Source organism: Emergencia sp. JLR.KK010, from assembly GCF_037018265.1.
In the GTDB taxonomy this organism is placed as follows: domain Bacteria; phylum Bacillota; class Clostridia; order Peptostreptococcales; family Anaerovoracaceae; genus Senimuribacter; species Senimuribacter intestinalis.
This window is the reverse complement of the sequence record NZ_CP143550.1, coordinates 1049403-1065776: the sequence shown is the minus strand read 5'-3', so window position 1 is coordinate 1065776 and position 16374 is coordinate 1049403. Positions and strand designations below refer to the sequence as shown.

Annotated in this window: 16 protein-coding genes; 4 read left to right on the top strand and 12 right to left on the bottom strand. The window is 45.6% G+C overall.

Features of this window, described 5'->3' with window-relative positions; translation table 11 throughout:
- Nucleotides 1-4: 4 nt before the first annotated feature.
- Nucleotides 5-1615 (bottom strand): amidohydrolase, encoded by a 1611-nt coding sequence (locus tag V1225_RS05015; protein WP_338547696.1) that lies wholly within the window; start codon nt 1613-1615, stop codon nt 5-7.
- A 251-nt stretch (nt 1616-1866) separates the two neighbouring features.
- On the opposite strand from V1225_RS05015, the gene V1225_RS05010 reads away from it, so the two are divergent.
- Nucleotides 1867-5031 carry a response regulator gene (locus V1225_RS05010; protein WP_338547695.1) on the top strand — a complete coding sequence of 1055 codons (3165 nt, stop codon included), beginning with the start codon at nt 1867-1869 and terminating at the stop codon, nt 5029-5031.
- 68 nt (nt 5032-5099) lie between these two features.
- Here the strand turns inward: V1225_RS05010 and V1225_RS05005 are convergent, their stop codons facing one another.
- From V1225_RS05005 to V1225_RS04965, 9 genes are all read right to left on the bottom strand, one after another.
- Nucleotides 5100-6746, bottom strand: a complete 1647-nt coding sequence (locus V1225_RS05005) for a hypothetical protein (protein WP_161908387.1) — start codon at nt 6744-6746, stop codon at nt 5100-5102.
- Nucleotides 6743-8839 carry an MMPL family transporter gene (locus tag V1225_RS05000; RefSeq protein WP_160202058.1) on the bottom strand — a complete coding sequence of 699 codons (2097 nt, stop codon included), beginning with the start codon at nt 8837-8839 and terminating at the stop codon, nt 6743-6745. Before V1225_RS05000 ends, V1225_RS05005 begins: the two co-directional genes overlap by 4 nt.
- 6 nt (nt 8840-8845) lie before the next feature.
- Nucleotides 8846-9442, bottom strand: coding sequence for a DUF308 domain-containing protein (locus V1225_RS04995; RefSeq protein ID WP_160202057.1), 597 nt, complete (start codon nt 9440-9442; stop codon nt 8846-8848).
- A 138-nt stretch (nt 9443-9580) separates the two neighbouring features.
- Nucleotides 9581-10144, bottom strand: coding sequence for a TetR/AcrR family transcriptional regulator C-terminal domain-containing protein (locus V1225_RS04990; protein ID WP_160202056.1), 564 nt, complete (start codon nt 10142-10144; stop codon nt 9581-9583).
- A 1-nt stretch (nt 10145) separates the two neighbouring features.
- Nucleotides 10146-10610: an SsrA-binding protein SmpB gene (gene smpB / locus V1225_RS04985; protein WP_160202055.1), complete on the bottom strand. Its 465-nt coding sequence runs from the start codon at nt 10608-10610 to the stop codon at nt 10146-10148.
- Nucleotides 10604-11098 carry a signal peptidase I gene (gene lepB, locus V1225_RS04980; protein ID WP_160202054.1) on the bottom strand — a complete coding sequence of 165 codons (495 nt, stop codon included), beginning with the start codon at nt 11096-11098 and terminating at the stop codon, nt 10604-10606. Before lepB (V1225_RS04980) ends, smpB begins: the two co-directional genes overlap by 7 nt.
- Nucleotides 11099-11674 (bottom strand): signal peptidase I, encoded by a 576-nt coding sequence (lepB, locus tag V1225_RS04975; RefSeq protein WP_160202053.1) that lies wholly within the window; start codon nt 11672-11674, stop codon nt 11099-11101.
- Nucleotides 11675-11693: 19 nt separating this feature from the next.
- A complete protein-coding gene (gene lepB, locus V1225_RS04970) occupies nt 11694-12224 on the bottom strand; it encodes a signal peptidase I (RefSeq protein ID WP_243151058.1) in 531 nt (176 codons plus the stop codon).
- A 17-nt stretch (nt 12225-12241) separates the two neighbouring features.
- Complete coding sequence (locus V1225_RS04965; protein WP_160202051.1) at nt 12242-13228, bottom strand: RluA family pseudouridine synthase; 987 nt, start codon at nt 13226-13228, stop codon at nt 12242-12244.
- A gap of 103 nt (nt 13229-13331) precedes the next feature.
- On the opposite strand from V1225_RS04965, the gene V1225_RS04960 reads away from it, so the two are divergent.
- A complete protein-coding gene (locus V1225_RS04960; RefSeq protein WP_160202050.1) occupies nt 13332-13763 on the top strand; it encodes a hypothetical protein in 432 nt (143 codons plus the stop codon).
- A gap of 3 nt (nt 13764-13766) precedes the next feature.
- Here V1225_RS04960 and V1225_RS04955 read toward each other — a convergent pair whose 3' ends face one another.
- Nucleotides 13767-14033 carry a hypothetical protein gene (locus tag V1225_RS04955; protein WP_160202049.1) on the bottom strand — a complete coding sequence of 89 codons (267 nt, stop codon included), beginning with the start codon at nt 14031-14033 and terminating at the stop codon, nt 13767-13769.
- A gap of 82 nt (nt 14034-14115) precedes the next feature.
- Between V1225_RS04955 and V1225_RS04950 the strand changes: the two genes are divergently transcribed.
- Entirely contained in the window at nt 14116-14352 is a 237-nt protein-coding gene (locus V1225_RS04950) for a hypothetical protein (RefSeq protein WP_160202048.1), read from the top strand.
- A 36-nt stretch (nt 14353-14388) separates the two neighbouring features.
- Nucleotides 14389-15318, top strand: a complete 930-nt coding sequence (gene fba, locus V1225_RS04945; RefSeq protein WP_160202047.1) for a class II fructose-1,6-bisphosphate aldolase — start codon at nt 14389-14391, stop codon at nt 15316-15318.
- A gap of 35 nt (nt 15319-15353) precedes the next feature.
- Here fba and V1225_RS04940 read toward each other — a convergent pair whose 3' ends face one another.
- Nucleotides 15354-16274: a response regulator transcription factor gene (locus V1225_RS04940; protein ID WP_275557582.1), complete on the bottom strand. Its 921-nt coding sequence runs from the start codon at nt 16272-16274 to the stop codon at nt 15354-15356.
- Nucleotides 16275-16374: the final 100 nt, after the last annotated feature.

Sequence of the window (16374 nt, the reverse complement as noted above, 5' to 3'; positions counted from 1 at the left end):
TCCACTACGCGCCGCAGTGGGTTTCTACGATAGAAATACTATGGATCTGCTGCGGAGGAACCAGAAGCGGATTTCCATCCAGTACAGTAAAATCACTGAAGTAGCCTGGCGCAATGCGCCCCATCTGTCCTTCCATTTTTACTGTATAGGCAGGCGCCTTTGTATAAAGCGCCAATGCCTCATAAGGCGACAGCCTTTCTTCCGGTAAAAATCCGCCAGTCGGTCTCCCCTGCAAATCCATCCTAGTAACAGCTGCCTGCATCCCGTAAAGCGCATCGCAGCGCTCCACCGGGCAGTCCGAACTGCCACTAATCATCATACCTTTTTCTAACATGGTGCGCCATGCATAAAGCGCATATGCTTGACGAAGATCCAGTTTCTGCTCCGCCACTGCATAATCGGTCGGTACAAACGCCGGCTGAATGTCTGCCAAAATCCCCGCTTGCGCCATTCGGTCTAAAAGAGGCTCCGTCGCAATTTGGCAATGCACCAGTCTAGGGCGGCAATCTGTTCCATACTTGTTTTGGAAAGGCGTGATCACACGTATGGCCTGTTCCATTGCTCTATCACCGATACAGTGACATAACAGCTGCATCCCGCTTTCATAACTTTCCCGAACCAGCAACTCTAACTCTGCATCGCTGAAATTGAGAAGTCCCCGCTGCCTGCGATTTCTGTAAGGTACGGTTAATGCTGCCGTCTCAGCACCCAAAGAGCCATCCAAGATCAGTTTTAATCGTTTCCAGGAGAACCACTGGTCATCAGCAATCTCTACAAGAATCTTTTGCAACTGCCGGAATTCTTCCAGGGAAGATACCTGAATCTGCGCAAACACGCGTACAGGCAGGCGCTGCTGCTTTCGCAGGTTATCATAGGCACGTAAAATTCTCTCTTTCGACGTAAAATCCGAAAACGCTTTCATGTCATCACACTGCACCGCCGTAAAGCCCCTTGCCTTGATTTCCCTTAACGTCTCTTCAATCACCTGTTCAATTTCTTTGACGGAAAGCGCCGGTTTATGCACCAGTACCATGTCAGCAATCGCATCCTCATAAATTCTCCCATCTGGCATACCGTCAGGATATCTGCCGATATTCTGATTGTCCAGATAGGTATTATGGTCAATTCCTGCCAATTCCAAAACTTTGCTGTTTACCGCCGCAATATGAATGCAGACCCGCTTGGCAAAGACATAATGACAGTCTGAAACGCGGTCTAAATCTTCCCGGCTAAGCAGTCGTTTGTCCGGAAAATGTTCTTGATTCCAACGGCTTCCGATGATCCAGCTTCCTGCAGGAATCTGCTGTTCTGCAATGAATGCTCGCATACGCCGCACCACATCTTCTGCAGAAACGGCTTCCGATAAGTCCACACAATACCGCTGATTATACCCATACTCCACCAGATGCATATGACTGTCATGAAACCCGGGTGTTACCACGCGGCCTTGCAAATCAACCCATTCCGTCATTTCATCCTGCCTTGTAAAACCAATGTCCTCCTCGTCCACATCCACTGCCTGAATCACACCATCTTCAACCAGAAAGTTTGCAGCCATGGGATGGTCAGAATCCATCGTAATCATTGTTCCGTTATAATAGAATGTTCTATTCATCGTTCTCTTGTGCTCCTCCTATTTTATGATTGTATCTGAGAAGCGTATTTTTTCTGTATATAAAACGTATTTTTTCCGTTTTTCTGTAAATAACGAAAAAATTCCCCAAAATACGATTGCGGCTACTATTTTCCATTTCAAATCCTCTTAAAACATTGACATTACCCCGCAAGCGCAGTAAAATTTAGAATAGGTATGCAATCATGCCATCACAGAATCGCAAGCCACAAATTAGGGAGGATATTCGTTTTATGTACCATTGTCATATACGATTCTACTGCATCGGCGACCGGCATCGGGTATTGAAACAGCTCAGGGCACTGACCCCTTTTTCACAGTTTTCCCATGCATTTCTCGAAAGTGATCGGGTCGAAAAAGTCTCAGCATCACAAGCTGATGTCATTTTCGCAAGTCTGCCGACAGCAGATTTACAAGCGCAGTTGTCACAGCTGCTGACGTGGAAAAAGCCGGAGGCGCAGCTCATCCTGCTTACGGCAGAGGATACAGACGTGGAAGCGTTCACAGATTGCGTTTCAGCACTGACCGATATCTGGTCGCAATCCGCTTCCGACGCGTTATTAATGTTCCGCATCCAAAAATGGTATCAGGACTACAAAGCGCAGAAAGACGCCTGGCAGACCAGCCAGTACCTAGAAACCACCATCAACAGCACACCGGATTTAATCTGGTATAAGGACAAAGACGGCATTCACAAAAAAGTCAACGACAGTTTCTGTCAAACCGTCAACAAGACCAAAGCGCAGGTGGAAGGTCGCGGTCATGCTTATATCTGGGACGTAGAACATGACGATCCTGCCTGCATCGAATCGGAGCGCATCGTCATGGAAACCAAAGAAACCTGCGTTTCCGAAGAGACAATTCTCAGCAGTGGTGAAACCAAAATTCTAACTACATATAAATCACCATTATACAATCTGGACGGCACTGTTATGGGCACCATGGGCATCGGTATCGACATCACCCAGGAGCGGGCTTACGCCGATGAACTGATTCAGCAGAATCAAACTCTGGAGATGCTGTTTACTACCATGGACTGCGGCATCATGTGCCACAGCCTGGACGGTTCCAGGATTCTCAGCATCAATCAGGCTGCGCTGCGCATTCTAGGCTATCCCGACGAGCAGGCACTCCTTGCAGACGGCTTTGACCTGGTGGCTTCCACTGTTTTCGAAGAAGATAGAAAGCGACTGCGGAAATCCATTCAGTCCCTTAAAAAGGAAGGCGACAACGTCAGTGTCGATTATCGTGTGCAGCATGCAGACGGCGAAATTCTCTATGTAACCGGCAATATCAAACTCATCGAAGAAAATGGTGAACGTTATTATCAGAGATATCTGTTAGACCGTACTGCACAGAGACTGCAAGAAGAGCGAGAGCGCCTGGAAGATCAGCGTCGGCAGATGGAACTGGTGCATGCCCTCAGTATCGAGTATGTGCTGGTCTGCTTCTTCGATTTAGACACTGGCGAAGGCAAAGTCCTGCGTATGGGCGAATGTAAAAATGGCATCATGCCTGCCATCTTTCATGATGCGCTGTCTCTGGAAACCTGCCTCGAACAGTATGCAGCCACAAGCATTCACGAAGAAGATAAAGAAGCGTTCCGAAAAACCGCTTCGAAAGCCCATCTGGAACAGGAACTTTCCGAAAAAGATATGTGCTATATCAACTACCGTACCACCTGCTGCGGCGAAATCCGCTATTTCCAGATGAAAGCAGTACGGGCTGGAGACTGGGACAAGACCCACAGCATCGTACTGGGATTCCGCTGTCTGGATGAGGAAATGCGGGACGAAAGAGAGAAAAAGGCACTGCTGGAAGATGCCCTTTCGCAGGCAAACCGTGCCAACAAAGCCAAGAGCACCTTCCTCTCCAACATGTCCCACGATATCCGTACGCCGATGAACGCAATCATCGGTTTTACAGCACTGGCAATCACCCACATCGACCGTAAAGAGCAGGTGGCAGAATATCTGAAAAAAATCATGACCAGCGGCAATCATCTGCTGAGTCTGATCAACGATGTACTGGATATGAGCCGAATCGAAAGCGGCAAAATTCATCTGGAAGAACAGCCTTGCAGTCTGCCGGAAATCCTTCACGAACTGCACAATATCATCCAGGCGGATATCAATGCCAAACAGCTTGACTTGTATCTGGACGCCATCGACATCCAAAACGAGCAGATCTGCTGTGACCGGCTGCGGCTCAATCAGGTACTCCTAAACCTTCTGAGCAATTCTATCAAATACACCGGTGCAGGCGGCATGGTCAGCTTGAAAGTCATCGAAAAACCAGGTGCTTCGCCGGGCTTTGCTAATTTTGAATTCCACATCAAAGATACGGGAATTGGCATGAAAAAAGAATTTGTCGCCCATATCTTCGAACCGTTCGAACGAGAACGGAATTCTACCAGCAGCGGCATTCAGGGCACCGGACTTGGCATGGCGATCACGAAAAATATCGTCGATATGATGAACGGTACCATTGCAGTACAGAGCGAACACGGCGTCGGCACGGAAGTCATCGTCTGCCTGACACTACGGCTGGATGAAGCCGGAAAAAAAGAACCTGTCGCCATTGCGGAACTCAACGGTCTGCGGGCGCTGGTGGTAGATGACGATTACAACACCTGTGACAGCGTTTCCTGCATGCTGCAGCAGATTGGACTGCGGGCAGAATGGACTATGTCAGGAAAAGAAGCAGTGCTGCGCACCCGTCAGTCAGTTTCAAGAAATGATCATTACTTTGTCTACATCATCGACTGGCTGCTGCCTGACATGAATGGCATTGAAGTCGCCAGGAGAATCCGTCAGGAAACCGGAAAGGAAGTTCCGATTATTGTTCTCACCGCTTATGACTGGTCCGATATTGAAGAAGAGGCAAGAGAAGCCGGCGTTACCGCATTCTGCAGCAAGCCGCTGTTCCTGTCAGAACTCAGAGGCTGTCTCCACTCCATTGTGAAGAAAGAGCAGGCTACCGATGACATTCTTGACTCAAAAGAAATCCTGCGCAGCGGACATATTCTTCTTGTAGAAGATAATGAGCTGAACCAGGAGATTGCAGTAGCTATTTTAGAAGAAGCCGGTCTTACTGCAGAGATTGCTGAAAACGGTCAAATTGCTGTAGAAATGCTAAAATCTTCCCAGCCTGGATATTATCAGCTGGTGCTGATGGATATTCAGATGCCAGTGATGAACGGCTATCAGGCTGCCAAGAAAATACGAAAGCTGGAAAACAGGGAGCTTGCCTCCATTCCAATTATCGCTATGACTGCAAATGCTTTCGAAGAAGATAAGCAAGAGGCATTGCGCTGCGGCATGAACGATCACATCGCAAAACCAATTGATATTGAAACCCTCTTGGAAACACTGGATAATATTTTGATGAGCAAATAAACGTTATCAATATATATGCTAAGAAACCAGCTGGCGCAATCCGCCAGCTGGTTTCTTTTTCCCTATATTTATTTCTCTTCCAACGCTTCGGTACGGTATATGAATCTCACCTGTCCGTCCATGTCGTCAGAAATGCCTGAGAAAGACTGATAAGCTTTGGAAGCGTTTACGGTAGCCTTCATTCGATCGAGTAAGTCTCCGATATTTCCGCCGGCAGCTCCTGCCAGCTTCTGAATTCCCTCTTTATCAAATTCTTTCAGCCCATTGTTCAGTTTTTTAGCGCCGCCGCGAAGCTCCGTTACACCATCTACCAAGGCAGGCATATTTTTATCTAAAGTCCTAATACCTGTATTCAGTGCGTTGACACCGTCGTACAGACTCTTTGTGCCTTTCGTAAGCTGCGCTGCCCCTGTATTCAGCTGCTCAGCGCCGGCCTTTGCAGACGCTACGCCCTGCGTATACTGCAGCAAGCCTAGGTAGAACTGGTTATAACTATCCAGCTGCGCTTTCAGTGCAAGAATTGGCGCAGAACCGGCGTCGGGAGCAGCCGCTGCTGCTCCTTCCAGCACCTGACTGTAATTCTCAATGGTCAATTTTGGAAGCGCTGCCCCTGCTGCTGCAAGCTGTGCGTCTGCTGTTGCGAGCATAGACTCAAATACCTGCTTTGCACCTGCAGTAATAGCTGCACTGTTGCCGTCTAATGTTGTCAATCCATCCTTTAATCCTGTAATACCCCCAGAAAGTTCCTGCACCCCGTTTTGTAAAGTTGTTGCACCAGCCTTCAGGCTTTTTCCGCCTGCAGCCAGCTCATGAACTCCCAGCGCCAGCTGTCCCGATTTATCTAACAGCGTATCCAGTCCGTCGTAAAGCTGTGATGAACCGTTCAGCAGCTGTTTCATAGCATTTGTCAGCTGATTAAGGGCACCTGCCAGTTCATCTGCCGAACCTATCTTTCCTGTATCTAAGTCAGCAAAAATGCTGCTGTCCGCTACGGTTACCGTATTAGTCATTTCAAATTTGTCCACATCAGCGGTCACTTCGACATAATCCGGAAGCTCCAGGTCAGAAGAATCTACATTGAGATTGTCTGCAAGTCCCGGAAGCGCCATGCCTGCCACAACGGTACGTTCCCCGTCGTTAATCACCTTTCCGCTGGAAACTTCCACATTGCTGAAAACATCATTGTCCATAACCATACCGGTCAGTACCGCAAAAGGCACATAGATTTTCTCTGTTCTGCCGCCGACTTTTGCCATCTCATACAGATTGTTTTCATAGTCAAAGCGAATGGTCACTTCGCCGCTTTTTCCGACCAGTTCTTCTGGCTCGATGTCTTTTCCGTCCAGCTTATAGGAAATCTCCATGTTAATCGGCAGTTCTTTTTTTATACTGCCCCTGTAATAGATATCTTTTCCCTCAGCATTCCAAATTTTTCCTGACTTTCCTTCGTTCTTACACTCCTCATCACCTTTCAGATTTTCAATATCTGTCAAAGCTGACTTGTCGTAGAGAGATTGGCTTCCTGTCAGGTTTTTCAACCAGTCGCTGACGATGATTTTCTGCACGGAACCGTCGCTTTCCGCAAGAACGTAAACCGTTTCTTCTTTCTGATTCGCGTCTTCCCCATCATCGGCGTATGCCATAGTCACACCGCTGCCCACAGTAAGAGCAATGCACAAAACCACCACTAAGCATTTTTTTAATTTATTGTTCATAGATTTGACACCTCCGAATTTGTTCTAACTACATGTTTCATTCCCCTGGTCGTTGCACAGACCAATCTATCACAGAGCATAAGCAGCGCCGGCAGCAGGAAGATAACACATATCATGCTGACTACCGCACCTCTTGCCATCAGCATACACATGGAGCTGATGATGTCGATATCCGAGTAAATTGCCACTCCAAAGGTCGCAGCAAAGAGCCCTGTTCCCGATACGAGTATAGATGGGATAGAAGCTGCAAGAGCAGTCGTAACACTTTCTCTCTTATCTTTCCCGGAAAGCCGCTCCGTTTTGTACCTGGTCGTCATCAGAATTGCGTAGTCCACCGTCGCCCCTAGCTGAATGGTACTGATGCAAATCGGCGCAATAAACGGAAGCGACTGTCCCAGGAAGTGAGGAATTCCGAGATTGATAAAAATTGCGAGTTCAATAACCGCAATCAGGATAAACGGAAGGGAAATACTTCCCTCGACCAGCGCAATAATGAGAAAGATTGCAATAATCGATACCGCATTTACCACCTGAAAATCGTGGTTGGTGGTCTCTATCATATCTTTCATGCAAGGAGCCTCTCCGATGAGCATACCCTCTTCGTCGTAGCTTTTCAGCACTTTATTCAGACTGTCAATCTGATCATTCACTTCATCACTGGCAACGTCATATTCCGAATTGACCAGTAGCAGTTCACTTTTATCACTTTCTAAAATTCCCTTGACTCCCTCTGGTAAAATCTCCTCAGGCACCATACTGCCAAGGACTGATTCCATGCCAAGGACATATTTTACACCCTCAACCTTTTCCATTTCCTTCATCATAGCGCGAACTTCTTTAGAAGGCAGATCTGCGTCCACAAGAACCATATGGGTTGAAGCGATATTAAATTCTTCCGAAAGCTTAGAATTTGCAATGACGTATTCCATATCATCCGGCAGACATTTCCCCATGTCATAGTAAACCTCGTCATTGGTTTTGCTGTACCCGTAAATCGCTGGCAGCGCTGCAACAATAAAGACTGCAAGAAGCACCGGAAAGACTTTTGTCACACGTTTTGCCAGTTTTCCCATATCGGGAATAAGCGATTTATGCTTTGTCTTATAAAGGGGTTTATCCAGTACAAGGATTAAGGACGGCAATACAGTCACACAGCCGATAACGCCGAAGATGACACCTTTTGCCATGACGATGCCCAAGTCTTTACCCAGAGTGAAGCTCATGAAGCACAGTGCCGCAAAGCCTGCCACTGTAGTAATAGAGCTTCCAACAACACTTGCCAGGGTCTTTCTGATTGCGACAGCCATGGCCTCCTTGTGGTCGTCATAAAGCGCCCTCTGCTCACTGTAGCTGTGCCACAGGAAGATGGAATAGTCCATGGTAACCGCTAGCTGCAGAACCGCCGAAAGAGCCTTTGTTATATATGAAATTTCTCCAAAAAAATAGTTCGTTCCTAAATTGAGCAGAATCATCATGCCAATCGAGACAAGAAATACGAAAGGCACCAGCCAGCCGTCCAAAAGCAGCACCATGGCTGCCGTTGCAAAAAGCACTGCAAGCCCTACATAAATCGGTTCTTCCTGTTCACACAAATTTTTTAAGTCCGTTACCAACGCCGACATGCCCGATACAAAACACTGCTCGCCGCAGACACTGCGCACATCAGCAATTGCATCAATGGTTGAGTCAGCACTGGTAGCACTGTCAAAGAAGACCGCCATCAGAGTTGCATCTCCCTCATTAAATTCATCGAAGAGTTTATCCGGCACCATCTCCATCGGAATGGAAATATCCGCCAGCGTGGAGTACCACAGGACACTTTCTACATGATCCACCTCTTCAAGCTTTTCACAAAGAACCGCTACATCTTTATCCTCCATATCTTCCACTACAATCAGGGAGAAAGCACCCTTTCCGAAGTCGCTCAAAAGTTCTTCCTGACCAATTACCGTGTCCATATCCTCCGGCAAATAATCCAGCATGTCATAATTGATTCTCGTTCCCAGCATTCCAAACAGGGAAGGAACCATTAAAACAATCGCAACAATTAAAATCGTAATCCGGTGTTTGACCACCGCCCTTGAAAAACGCATTTTCTGTCAGTCCTCCTTTTCCTCGCAATACACGTTTTCTATCATATCCGGCCATTGATGTCTGATAATTTTTACCGCTGTAATAACTGTGCTAAGATTCAAAATCCCCTCCGAAAGCATGCCTATGCCCAGTAGAATCATCAGCAAATCCGTACCCTCACCCGGACGCAGCAGCAGGACAAGTCCAAGAGCCTCTGTAACTGCCGCACTTGCAAAGATCAGCCACCACTTTCCTATGCCAAAAGTTCTCGACTGACCGGCAACCTGTATTTTCAGAAGTCCATCTATCACCATAAATATGCCAAAGGTGATACAGATAAATAACATCAGACTTTCAGGTCGTACCAATATCACACCGCCAAGAATCAGAAGCAGAATGCCCAGTGTCAAATCGTGCTGAAATGCCAGCCGGTACAGGTCCTTTGAAAAGTATCCAACCAGTTTGACTGCGCCAAACAGCAGAAACAGTATGCCGCAGCAGCTGCCCAGCAGCGCTTTAGACAATACCGGTGCTGTAATCAGCAAAATCCCCAGCACGCATAGACCAAGGGAAATAACAATGTATCCGATTTTCGCTGTTTTCATCGGTGCAACTGAACGCATCACTATCCTTCCTTCCATCTCATATCAAACATCCACAGCGCTTTTTCTTTCTGTATTTAACTTACCAGATTTTCTTCTGGTTAAAAATGGGCAAAAGAAAACCCCTGCCTAAAAATTAGGCAACGGGGTCTAATGTGACTAAATTTCTGCTTGATTACATCTCCTGATCATCTCATCGGACAATCCATGACATAGGTGAATCAAATGATGAATTTCTTCAATAGAATCCTCTGGCATACTTCGGGAAAGCCAATCAAGACCAGCTCCAAACAGTTCAAAACGGAAAAAACGAATGGCAATTTCCCGGTCTTCAGCACTGACAAGGCTCTCTCCAAAAACCGTATCCAAATAAGTTCTGACAATATACTCGCAGGATTTCATCAAATACCGCTCAAAGAGGTCTCGATTCATAGAATTGAAAATATGTAAGACCGCTTTTTTGTTATGCAGGGCAAAGTCAAAAGCCTCGCTGATACAGTCCTCCAGGGACTCAATCTTTGGATATTTTTTTACCAGCCCATCAGCCAGTTCCACAATGATTTCTTCCATCAGAGCAGGAATATCCTGGAAGTGATAATAAAAAGAATTTCGATTGATACCGCACTCCTCTACGATACTGCGAACGCTGATTTTATTTAGCGGCTGCTCGCTGAGCAGCTTCATAAAAGACATTTTAATCGCTTGCTTGGTGAAACTTGGCATACTACCACCTCTGCTTCATGGCATGGTCGATTTTACGAGCCGCGTCTTTCTTTGCCATGTCGTCACGCTTATCATAATTTTTCTTGCCGCGCGCTACCGCCAGCTCCATCTTCGCCCGTCCATCTTCGTTGATATATAAATTCAGCGGAACCAAAGTCAGACCTTTCAGCGTTGTATATCCAATCAGCTTTCTGATTTCCTGCTTATGTAAGAGAAGTTTTTTCGGGCGCAAAGGTTCTGTATTAAAACGATTACCCTGCTCATAGGGACTGATGTTCATGCCGTAGACAATCATCTCACCCTTTTCAATTTTTGCATAGCTTTCCTTGATACTGACCTTTCCTGCACGAATGGACTTAATCTCTGTGCCGGTCAGCACGATACCCGCTTCGTAAACCTCTTCTATAAAATAATCATGGCGCGCTTTTTTGTTGTTTGCCACCATCTTCTTCTGTCTTTTTACCATTTTAAAATTACCTTTCCCAGTAAATCCTCTTCATCAACCAGCCCCACAGATTCATGTCTGCTGTCTGTACTGGCTGCTCTATTATCTCCCATCACAAAAATCTTCCCTGCGGGAATCTGTATCTCTTCCATATCGCCGCTGATACCCTGCGTAAACACATATTCTTCGTCCAGCTTCTGATTATTTACATAGACCTGCCCCTCCGTAATCAGAATCCGATCACCCTCTACACCAATAACGCGTTTCAACATGACAGTGTTTTCGCCGGACACCGCATAAATTTTGTTCTTCATCAGAATCACATCGCCCTGCTGCGGTCCTTTTTTCCCCGCAAACGCAAGCCTGCTAACCAGCACCTGATCTCCGTTCTCATAGGCTGGAAGCATGCTGTGGTCCGTAACCTCCGTAATCTGAAAAGCTAGAGATACTAAAAGCCCTGCACCTGTACCTAATATAACGGCGAGCAGAAAGACGACTGATTTTTTCATTTACTGTGTACTCCCAATCATTCCAAATTTACTAAATGGATAAAGTCTGAATACCACCTTTCCTACGATTTTGTCTTTCTCAACAAATCCGACTTCCAAAAAACGGCTGTCAGTGCTGTGCAGTCTGTTATCCCCCATGCAGAAATAATTGCTTTCCGGTACGACAACAGGTCCCACATCCCCGTTAGTAACACCATCTTTAATATAGCGCTCTTTCAGTTCCTCTCCATTTATGTACACTTTTCCTTCTCGAATCTCTACAATATCACCTGGCACGCCGATGACTCTCTTAATGAGTTTTTTCAAAGTTCCTCTGTTATTATCTCTAAGTTTTGACTGAAACACGATAACATCACCTCTTTCAGGCTCCGCCTCCCCTACATAGGCCTGTTTATGAATCAGCAGATAATCTCTATGCTCAAATCCCGGCTCCATAGATCTGCCATAAACCGCTGTAGGGATCACAAACTGCACTACAATCAGCGCCGCCGCACTTGCTGACAGCACCGATTTCAGCCAGTCTATTCGGTTTTCACGTTCTCGCTGTCTCTTTCTTTCTCTTCTGCTTTTTCCCATGATTTCCCTCTCCTGCATATTATTTATCGTACGGATTTTGAATAATCCCAAATTCGCTGAACGGATAGACACGCAGTACTACCTTTCCAATGACGTCGTCTATCTCAATACATCCTACATCTTCGTCCCTGCTGTCAATGCTGACTCTTCGATTATCACCCATGCAGAAAATCTTGCCCTCAGGAATCACCAGACGTTTCACCTCGCCCGAAGTAAAATCTTCTTTTAGATAGTCCTCTTCCAATTTCTTGTCGTTGATATACACCTCTCCATCAATGATATCGATGGTCTCTCCCGGCAGCCCGATAATACGCTTGATGAGCATTTTCTCCTCACCGTTTTCCTGTACCAGTGAAGAATGCACCACAACCACATCCCCGCGCTGCGGCTCACCAAACAGAGTGTAGGACTGCTTGCTCACAAAGAGATAGTCGTCCTCATAAAAATTCGGTTCCATGGAGCTTTGCTTGACAATGGTCGGTTTAACAAATTGTATTACAATTACAGCAATAACTACTGCGAATAAAATATCCTTGATCCACTCTTTCATGTTTTTGTGATTCCCCTCTATTCATCTTGTTCAAAAATATGCTTTTTTATTCTCATAAAGCTTTCCGGAAGTTCCGCCGTGAATTCTTTGCCACTCAGATAAGAAAGGCTATCCGGACAGTTTTCAAATTTCAGCCTGTACGCATGAAGCAACTGACAAGACAGTCCAAATTTTCTGCCTGCTGCTGCATTTATCATTTTGTCTCCGTACTTGGAATCGCCCAGCACAGGATAGCCGGCTGCTGCCAGATGGGCTCTGATTTGGTGCGTTCTGCCTGTAATGATTTCGACCTCCGCCAGAGTGCACTCTCTGCCGCAAAAGGTTCCATACTGCAGCGGCACAGCGATAGTTTCCATTTCTTTGCCGCTCTCTGTTATCGGTACTACAGCAATGCGGTTTTTCTCTTCATTCTTAACCATCCTGTCCATCAGGTGAAGAGGCTTTTCCATTCTTCCTCCGACAATAGTCAGATACATCTTGCGGATTTTATCTTTTTCACGAACCATCTGATTTAGCGTCTGCAGCGACATGGCGTTTTTTCCAAAGAGCACCAGACCAGTTGTATTTCTGTCCAGTCTGTTGACTGGAGCCGGCGTAAAAGTCTTCTCCAGCCTGGGATTGAACTCCTCTTTGTCGATGAGATAATCCACTACCTGGTTCGCCAGATGATTCTTTTTCTCGCTGCTGTCTCCATGAGTTAGAAGACCAAGGGGTTTTACTGCCGCTAAAAGATTGTCATCCTCATAAGCAATACCGAACTGCCTTCGCGTCCGGTTCACCCTTCTGCGCTTTTGGAACTTCTCCATATCCGCATCGCTGATGTACAGCAATATCTCATCGCCAAAATGCAGCACGGTATCTTCTTTTCCTCGCTTTCCGTTGACCTTGACATCCTTTCGAATAGCCTTGTAGATAAAACTCAGCGGCGCATTTTCCAAATATTTTCTAAGGAACTTGTCCAAACGCTGTTCCTGCTCGTTTTTGCCTATTTCAATCCTAATCATACCCTTTATTATACAACATTCCCCGCTCTAAAGCAAAATGTATTTGTTCTTTTGCGAAAAGTATGTTAAATTATATATAGAAAAAGACGAAAGGAGAATCTTGATGAAAAAACTAAAAGATTTTTTCTACGACAAAAACGATATTCTTATTGCACTTGCGATTTTAATTATAGCTGCACTCCTCATCGTGTGGCGCATGGAGATCATCATGGATTATCCGAGGACCCTCGCTGAAGAAACCGGCACCCTTGATACTACGGAACCAGAGGCTGTCGACAGTCCCGAGAATTCCCAGCAGGCCAACGAAATCTGGACAGCCGGCGTACTGACAAAGGACATTACTGTCACGGTCCGGGGCGGCACAGCTACCGAAGCAGTGCAAAGTCTTATCGATGCAGAACTCTTCGCATCTTATGACGAGTATTCGTCAGTCTGCAATGCTGCAGGGTACAAACCTGAGAACATCAAGGCAACAACCTTTACATTCCCTGCTGGCAGTACCCAGACAGACATTGCCAGAATGGTTACACAGTAAACTTTACTTTTTCAAAAGCTCGATGATTCTTGTCAATCGAGCTTTTTGCTGTCCATTCATCATGGGCATTAAGCTCTGTACCGCTGCCATCTGTTTCTCATAAGGAATATTAGCTGCTTCGAGCTGATTCTTGATTTTCATAATTTCTGATACAAGTTCAGCGTCGCTTTTCTGTTCGTAGGATTTAGCCTTAGCCACAGTGGTTTTCTTGTCAGCGGAGATTCCCAGCTGTCCTGCCAAATCTAAAATGGTCTTATCGTCTAATTGCATGAATACACTCCTTTCTACTACACTATATGCACCAAATGCGCCGGTATTTCATAATATGATATAGAAATTACGGAGGTGACATATGGCAAACAACCCTATTCCCATTCTGGCTGTGCTGTTTCTTTTAAAATCCAAAAATACTGGAACCGGTTTCAGACCACCGGTTATGAATACCCTGGAGCTGGAATCCATGCTGGACAATGCTCATTCCATGATACATACCATCGAAAAACTCCGCGGTTTTGCCCAGGTCAGCGGGCAAGGCAGCCTTCCTGATATGAAAAAAATGATGGAAATCGTTGAAAAATTACCGCTTTAGTGTATAATAGACATATACATTTTAAGGAGGTATGACATGGCTTTAGTAACAACAAAAGAAATGTTCGCAAAAGCAATTAACAGTGACTATGCAATTGGTGCTTTCAATGTAAACAATATGGAAATCATTCAGGGTATTGTCGCTGCGGCCCAGATAGAACAGGCACCGCTGATTCTGCAGGTCTCTGCAGGTGCCAGAAAATATGCAAAACCATCTTACTTAACCAAACTGGTGGAGGCTGCCATCGATGATACCGGTGTAGATGTTGCACTGCATCTGGACCACGGTGAAGATTTTGAAATCTGCAAGAAGTGCGTCGACGACGGATTTACTTCTGTTATGATTGACGGCTCCAAATATCCTTTGGAAGAAAACATCGCTCTGACCAAACAGGTGGTAGAATATGCTCATGCACACGGTGTTGTGGTAGAAGCTGAGCTAGGCAAACTGGCAGGAGTGGAGGACAATATCAAGGTTGACGCTCGTTCTGCAACCTTTACAGACCCGGATGAAGCTGCAGAATTCGTAGAAAAGACCGGCGTAGACTCTCTCGCCATCGCCATCGGCACCAGTCACGGCGCATACAAATTCAAGGGAGAACCTTATCTGGATTACGAAAGATTGAAGAAAATTCATTCACTGATTCCAAATACTCCACTGGTGCTTCACGGTGCCTCCTCTGTCCTGAAAGAATTTGTCGATAGATGCAATCAGTATGGAGGAGAAATTCCGGGTGCTCAGGGCGTTCCTGAGGATATGATCCACGAAGCCGTTAAGTACGGTATCTGCAAAGTCAATGTAGACACCGACCTGCGTCTTGCCATGACCGCTGAAATCAGAAGAGTTCTCGCAGAAAATCCAGGAGAATTCGATCCAAGAAAATATCTGGGACCAGGAAGAGACGCTATCACTAGAATGGTACAGCACAAAATCAGAGATATGCTCAACGCATCAGGAAAAATGTAAAATGTAGAAAAAGAGGCTGTCTGAGACAGCCTCTTTTATGCTTTCGGTTCTTTTTCTTCTCTTACTATGCACACCGCTTCTACTCTGCTCTTAACACCAAGCTTTCTAAATAAGTTGTAGACATGCGCCTTTACGGTGCTTTCTGAAATAAACAGAGCTTCGGCAATCTGTGTGTTGGTCTTGCCGCTGTAAATTTCTTCGAGAATTTCAATCTCTCTTTTAGTCAATTCATATTTGTTCTGCACATTGGCAAGCGCCTCAGAAAGTTCCATTACTACCGGCGCCTCAGACGTATAAGAACTTCTGAAATCCCTCTTGTACTGCAGTACCATATTTGCTGCGTTGATTACCAGCCAATAGTAGATGGTTATATTCATAACCACCTCTTTATCACCGTCAATCCAGCCGCTTTCACTGATGAAATAGCTGATATAGTTTACCGTCATAAAAAACGTAATAACGATCTTATAGGCGATAAATCGTTTAGGCGCTTTGCTGCGAACACTGTTTAAAATGCTGCTGATACTGCCCACAATCAGAAGACCAATGAGAGGCACATCAATAATCAGTCTAATCCAGTAAATTTCTCTAAACAGAATGATCGCCGCCATCCAGATAATTCCATAAAAAAACACGTAGACCGACGCAAAACCCGTAAACCGGCTCTCTTCCTCTACGCCGGTAATACTGTTGCTGACCCGGAGCCACAGATATACCAGAACTGCAATGAAACAATCGCCGATACTAATCAGCAAGGAAGTTTCTATGTGTATAATGTTATCACAGTAGTAAATCACAAAGTCATAAACATTCATGAACAGGAGCATGATTACAAAGGGTTTCATGGAAGCAAACTGCTTTTCTTTATCTCCTTTTCCTGCCAGCCACTGTATGGTCAGCCCGCAGGCGCCTATCAGAATTGCAAATATATAAAGAAAGACAATAACATGTCGCATACAAGATCCTCTCTATCCAAAAGCTTACTTTTATTTATTTTACTATGGAATATACCAAAAGACCAGCAAAAATATGCTGGTCTTTAAAAAATTTATTGTC

Bases quoted from the DNA above. Each gene is read 5' to 3' on its own strand.
- V1225_RS05015 (WP_338547696.1), bottom strand. From the start codon at position 1,615: ATGAATAGAACATTCTATTATAACGGAACAATGATTACGATGGATTCT.
- V1225_RS05010 (WP_338547695.1), top strand. From the start codon at position 1,867: ATGTACCATTGTCATATACGATTCTACTGCATCGGCGACCGGCATCGG.
- V1225_RS05005 (WP_161908387.1), bottom strand. From the start codon at position 6,746: ATGAACAATAAATTAAAAAAATGCTTAGTGGTGGTTTTGTGCATTGCT.
- V1225_RS05000 (WP_160202058.1), bottom strand. From the start codon at position 8,839: ATGCGTTTTTCAAGGGCGGTGGTCAAACACCGGATTACGATTTTAATT.
- V1225_RS04995 (WP_160202057.1), bottom strand. From the start codon at position 9,442: ATGCGTTCAGTTGCACCGATGAAAACAGCGAAAATCGGATACATTGTT.
- V1225_RS04990 (WP_160202056.1), bottom strand. From the start codon at position 10,144: ATGCCAAGTTTCACCAAGCAAGCGATTAAAATGTCTTTTATGAAGCTG.
- smpB (WP_160202055.1), bottom strand. From the start codon at position 10,610: ATGGTAAAAAGACAGAAGAAGATGGTGGCAAACAACAAAAAAGCGCGC.
- lepB (WP_160202054.1), bottom strand. From the start codon at position 11,098: ATGAAAAAATCAGTCGTCTTTCTGCTCGCCGTTATATTAGGTACAGGT.
- lepB (WP_160202053.1), bottom strand. From the start codon at position 11,674: ATGGGAAAAAGCAGAAGAGAAAGAAAGAGACAGCGAGAACGTGAAAAC.
- lepB (WP_243151058.1), bottom strand. From the start codon at position 12,224: ATGAAAGAGTGGATCAAGGATATTTTATTCGCAGTAGTTATTGCTGTA.
- V1225_RS04965 (WP_160202051.1), bottom strand. From the start codon at position 13,228: ATGATTAGGATTGAAATAGGCAAAAACGAGCAGGAACAGCGTTTGGAC.
- V1225_RS04960 (WP_160202050.1), top strand. From the start codon at position 13,332: ATGAAAAAACTAAAAGATTTTTTCTACGACAAAAACGATATTCTTATT.
- V1225_RS04955 (WP_160202049.1), bottom strand. From the start codon at position 14,033: ATGCAATTAGACGATAAGACCATTTTAGATTTGGCAGGACAGCTGGGA.
- V1225_RS04950 (WP_160202048.1), top strand. From the start codon at position 14,116: ATGGCAAACAACCCTATTCCCATTCTGGCTGTGCTGTTTCTTTTAAAA.
- fba (WP_160202047.1), top strand. From the start codon at position 14,389: ATGGCTTTAGTAACAACAAAAGAAATGTTCGCAAAAGCAATTAACAGT.
- V1225_RS04940 (WP_275557582.1), bottom strand. From the start codon at position 16,274: ATGCGACATGTTATTGTCTTTCTTTATATATTTGCAATTCTGATAGGC.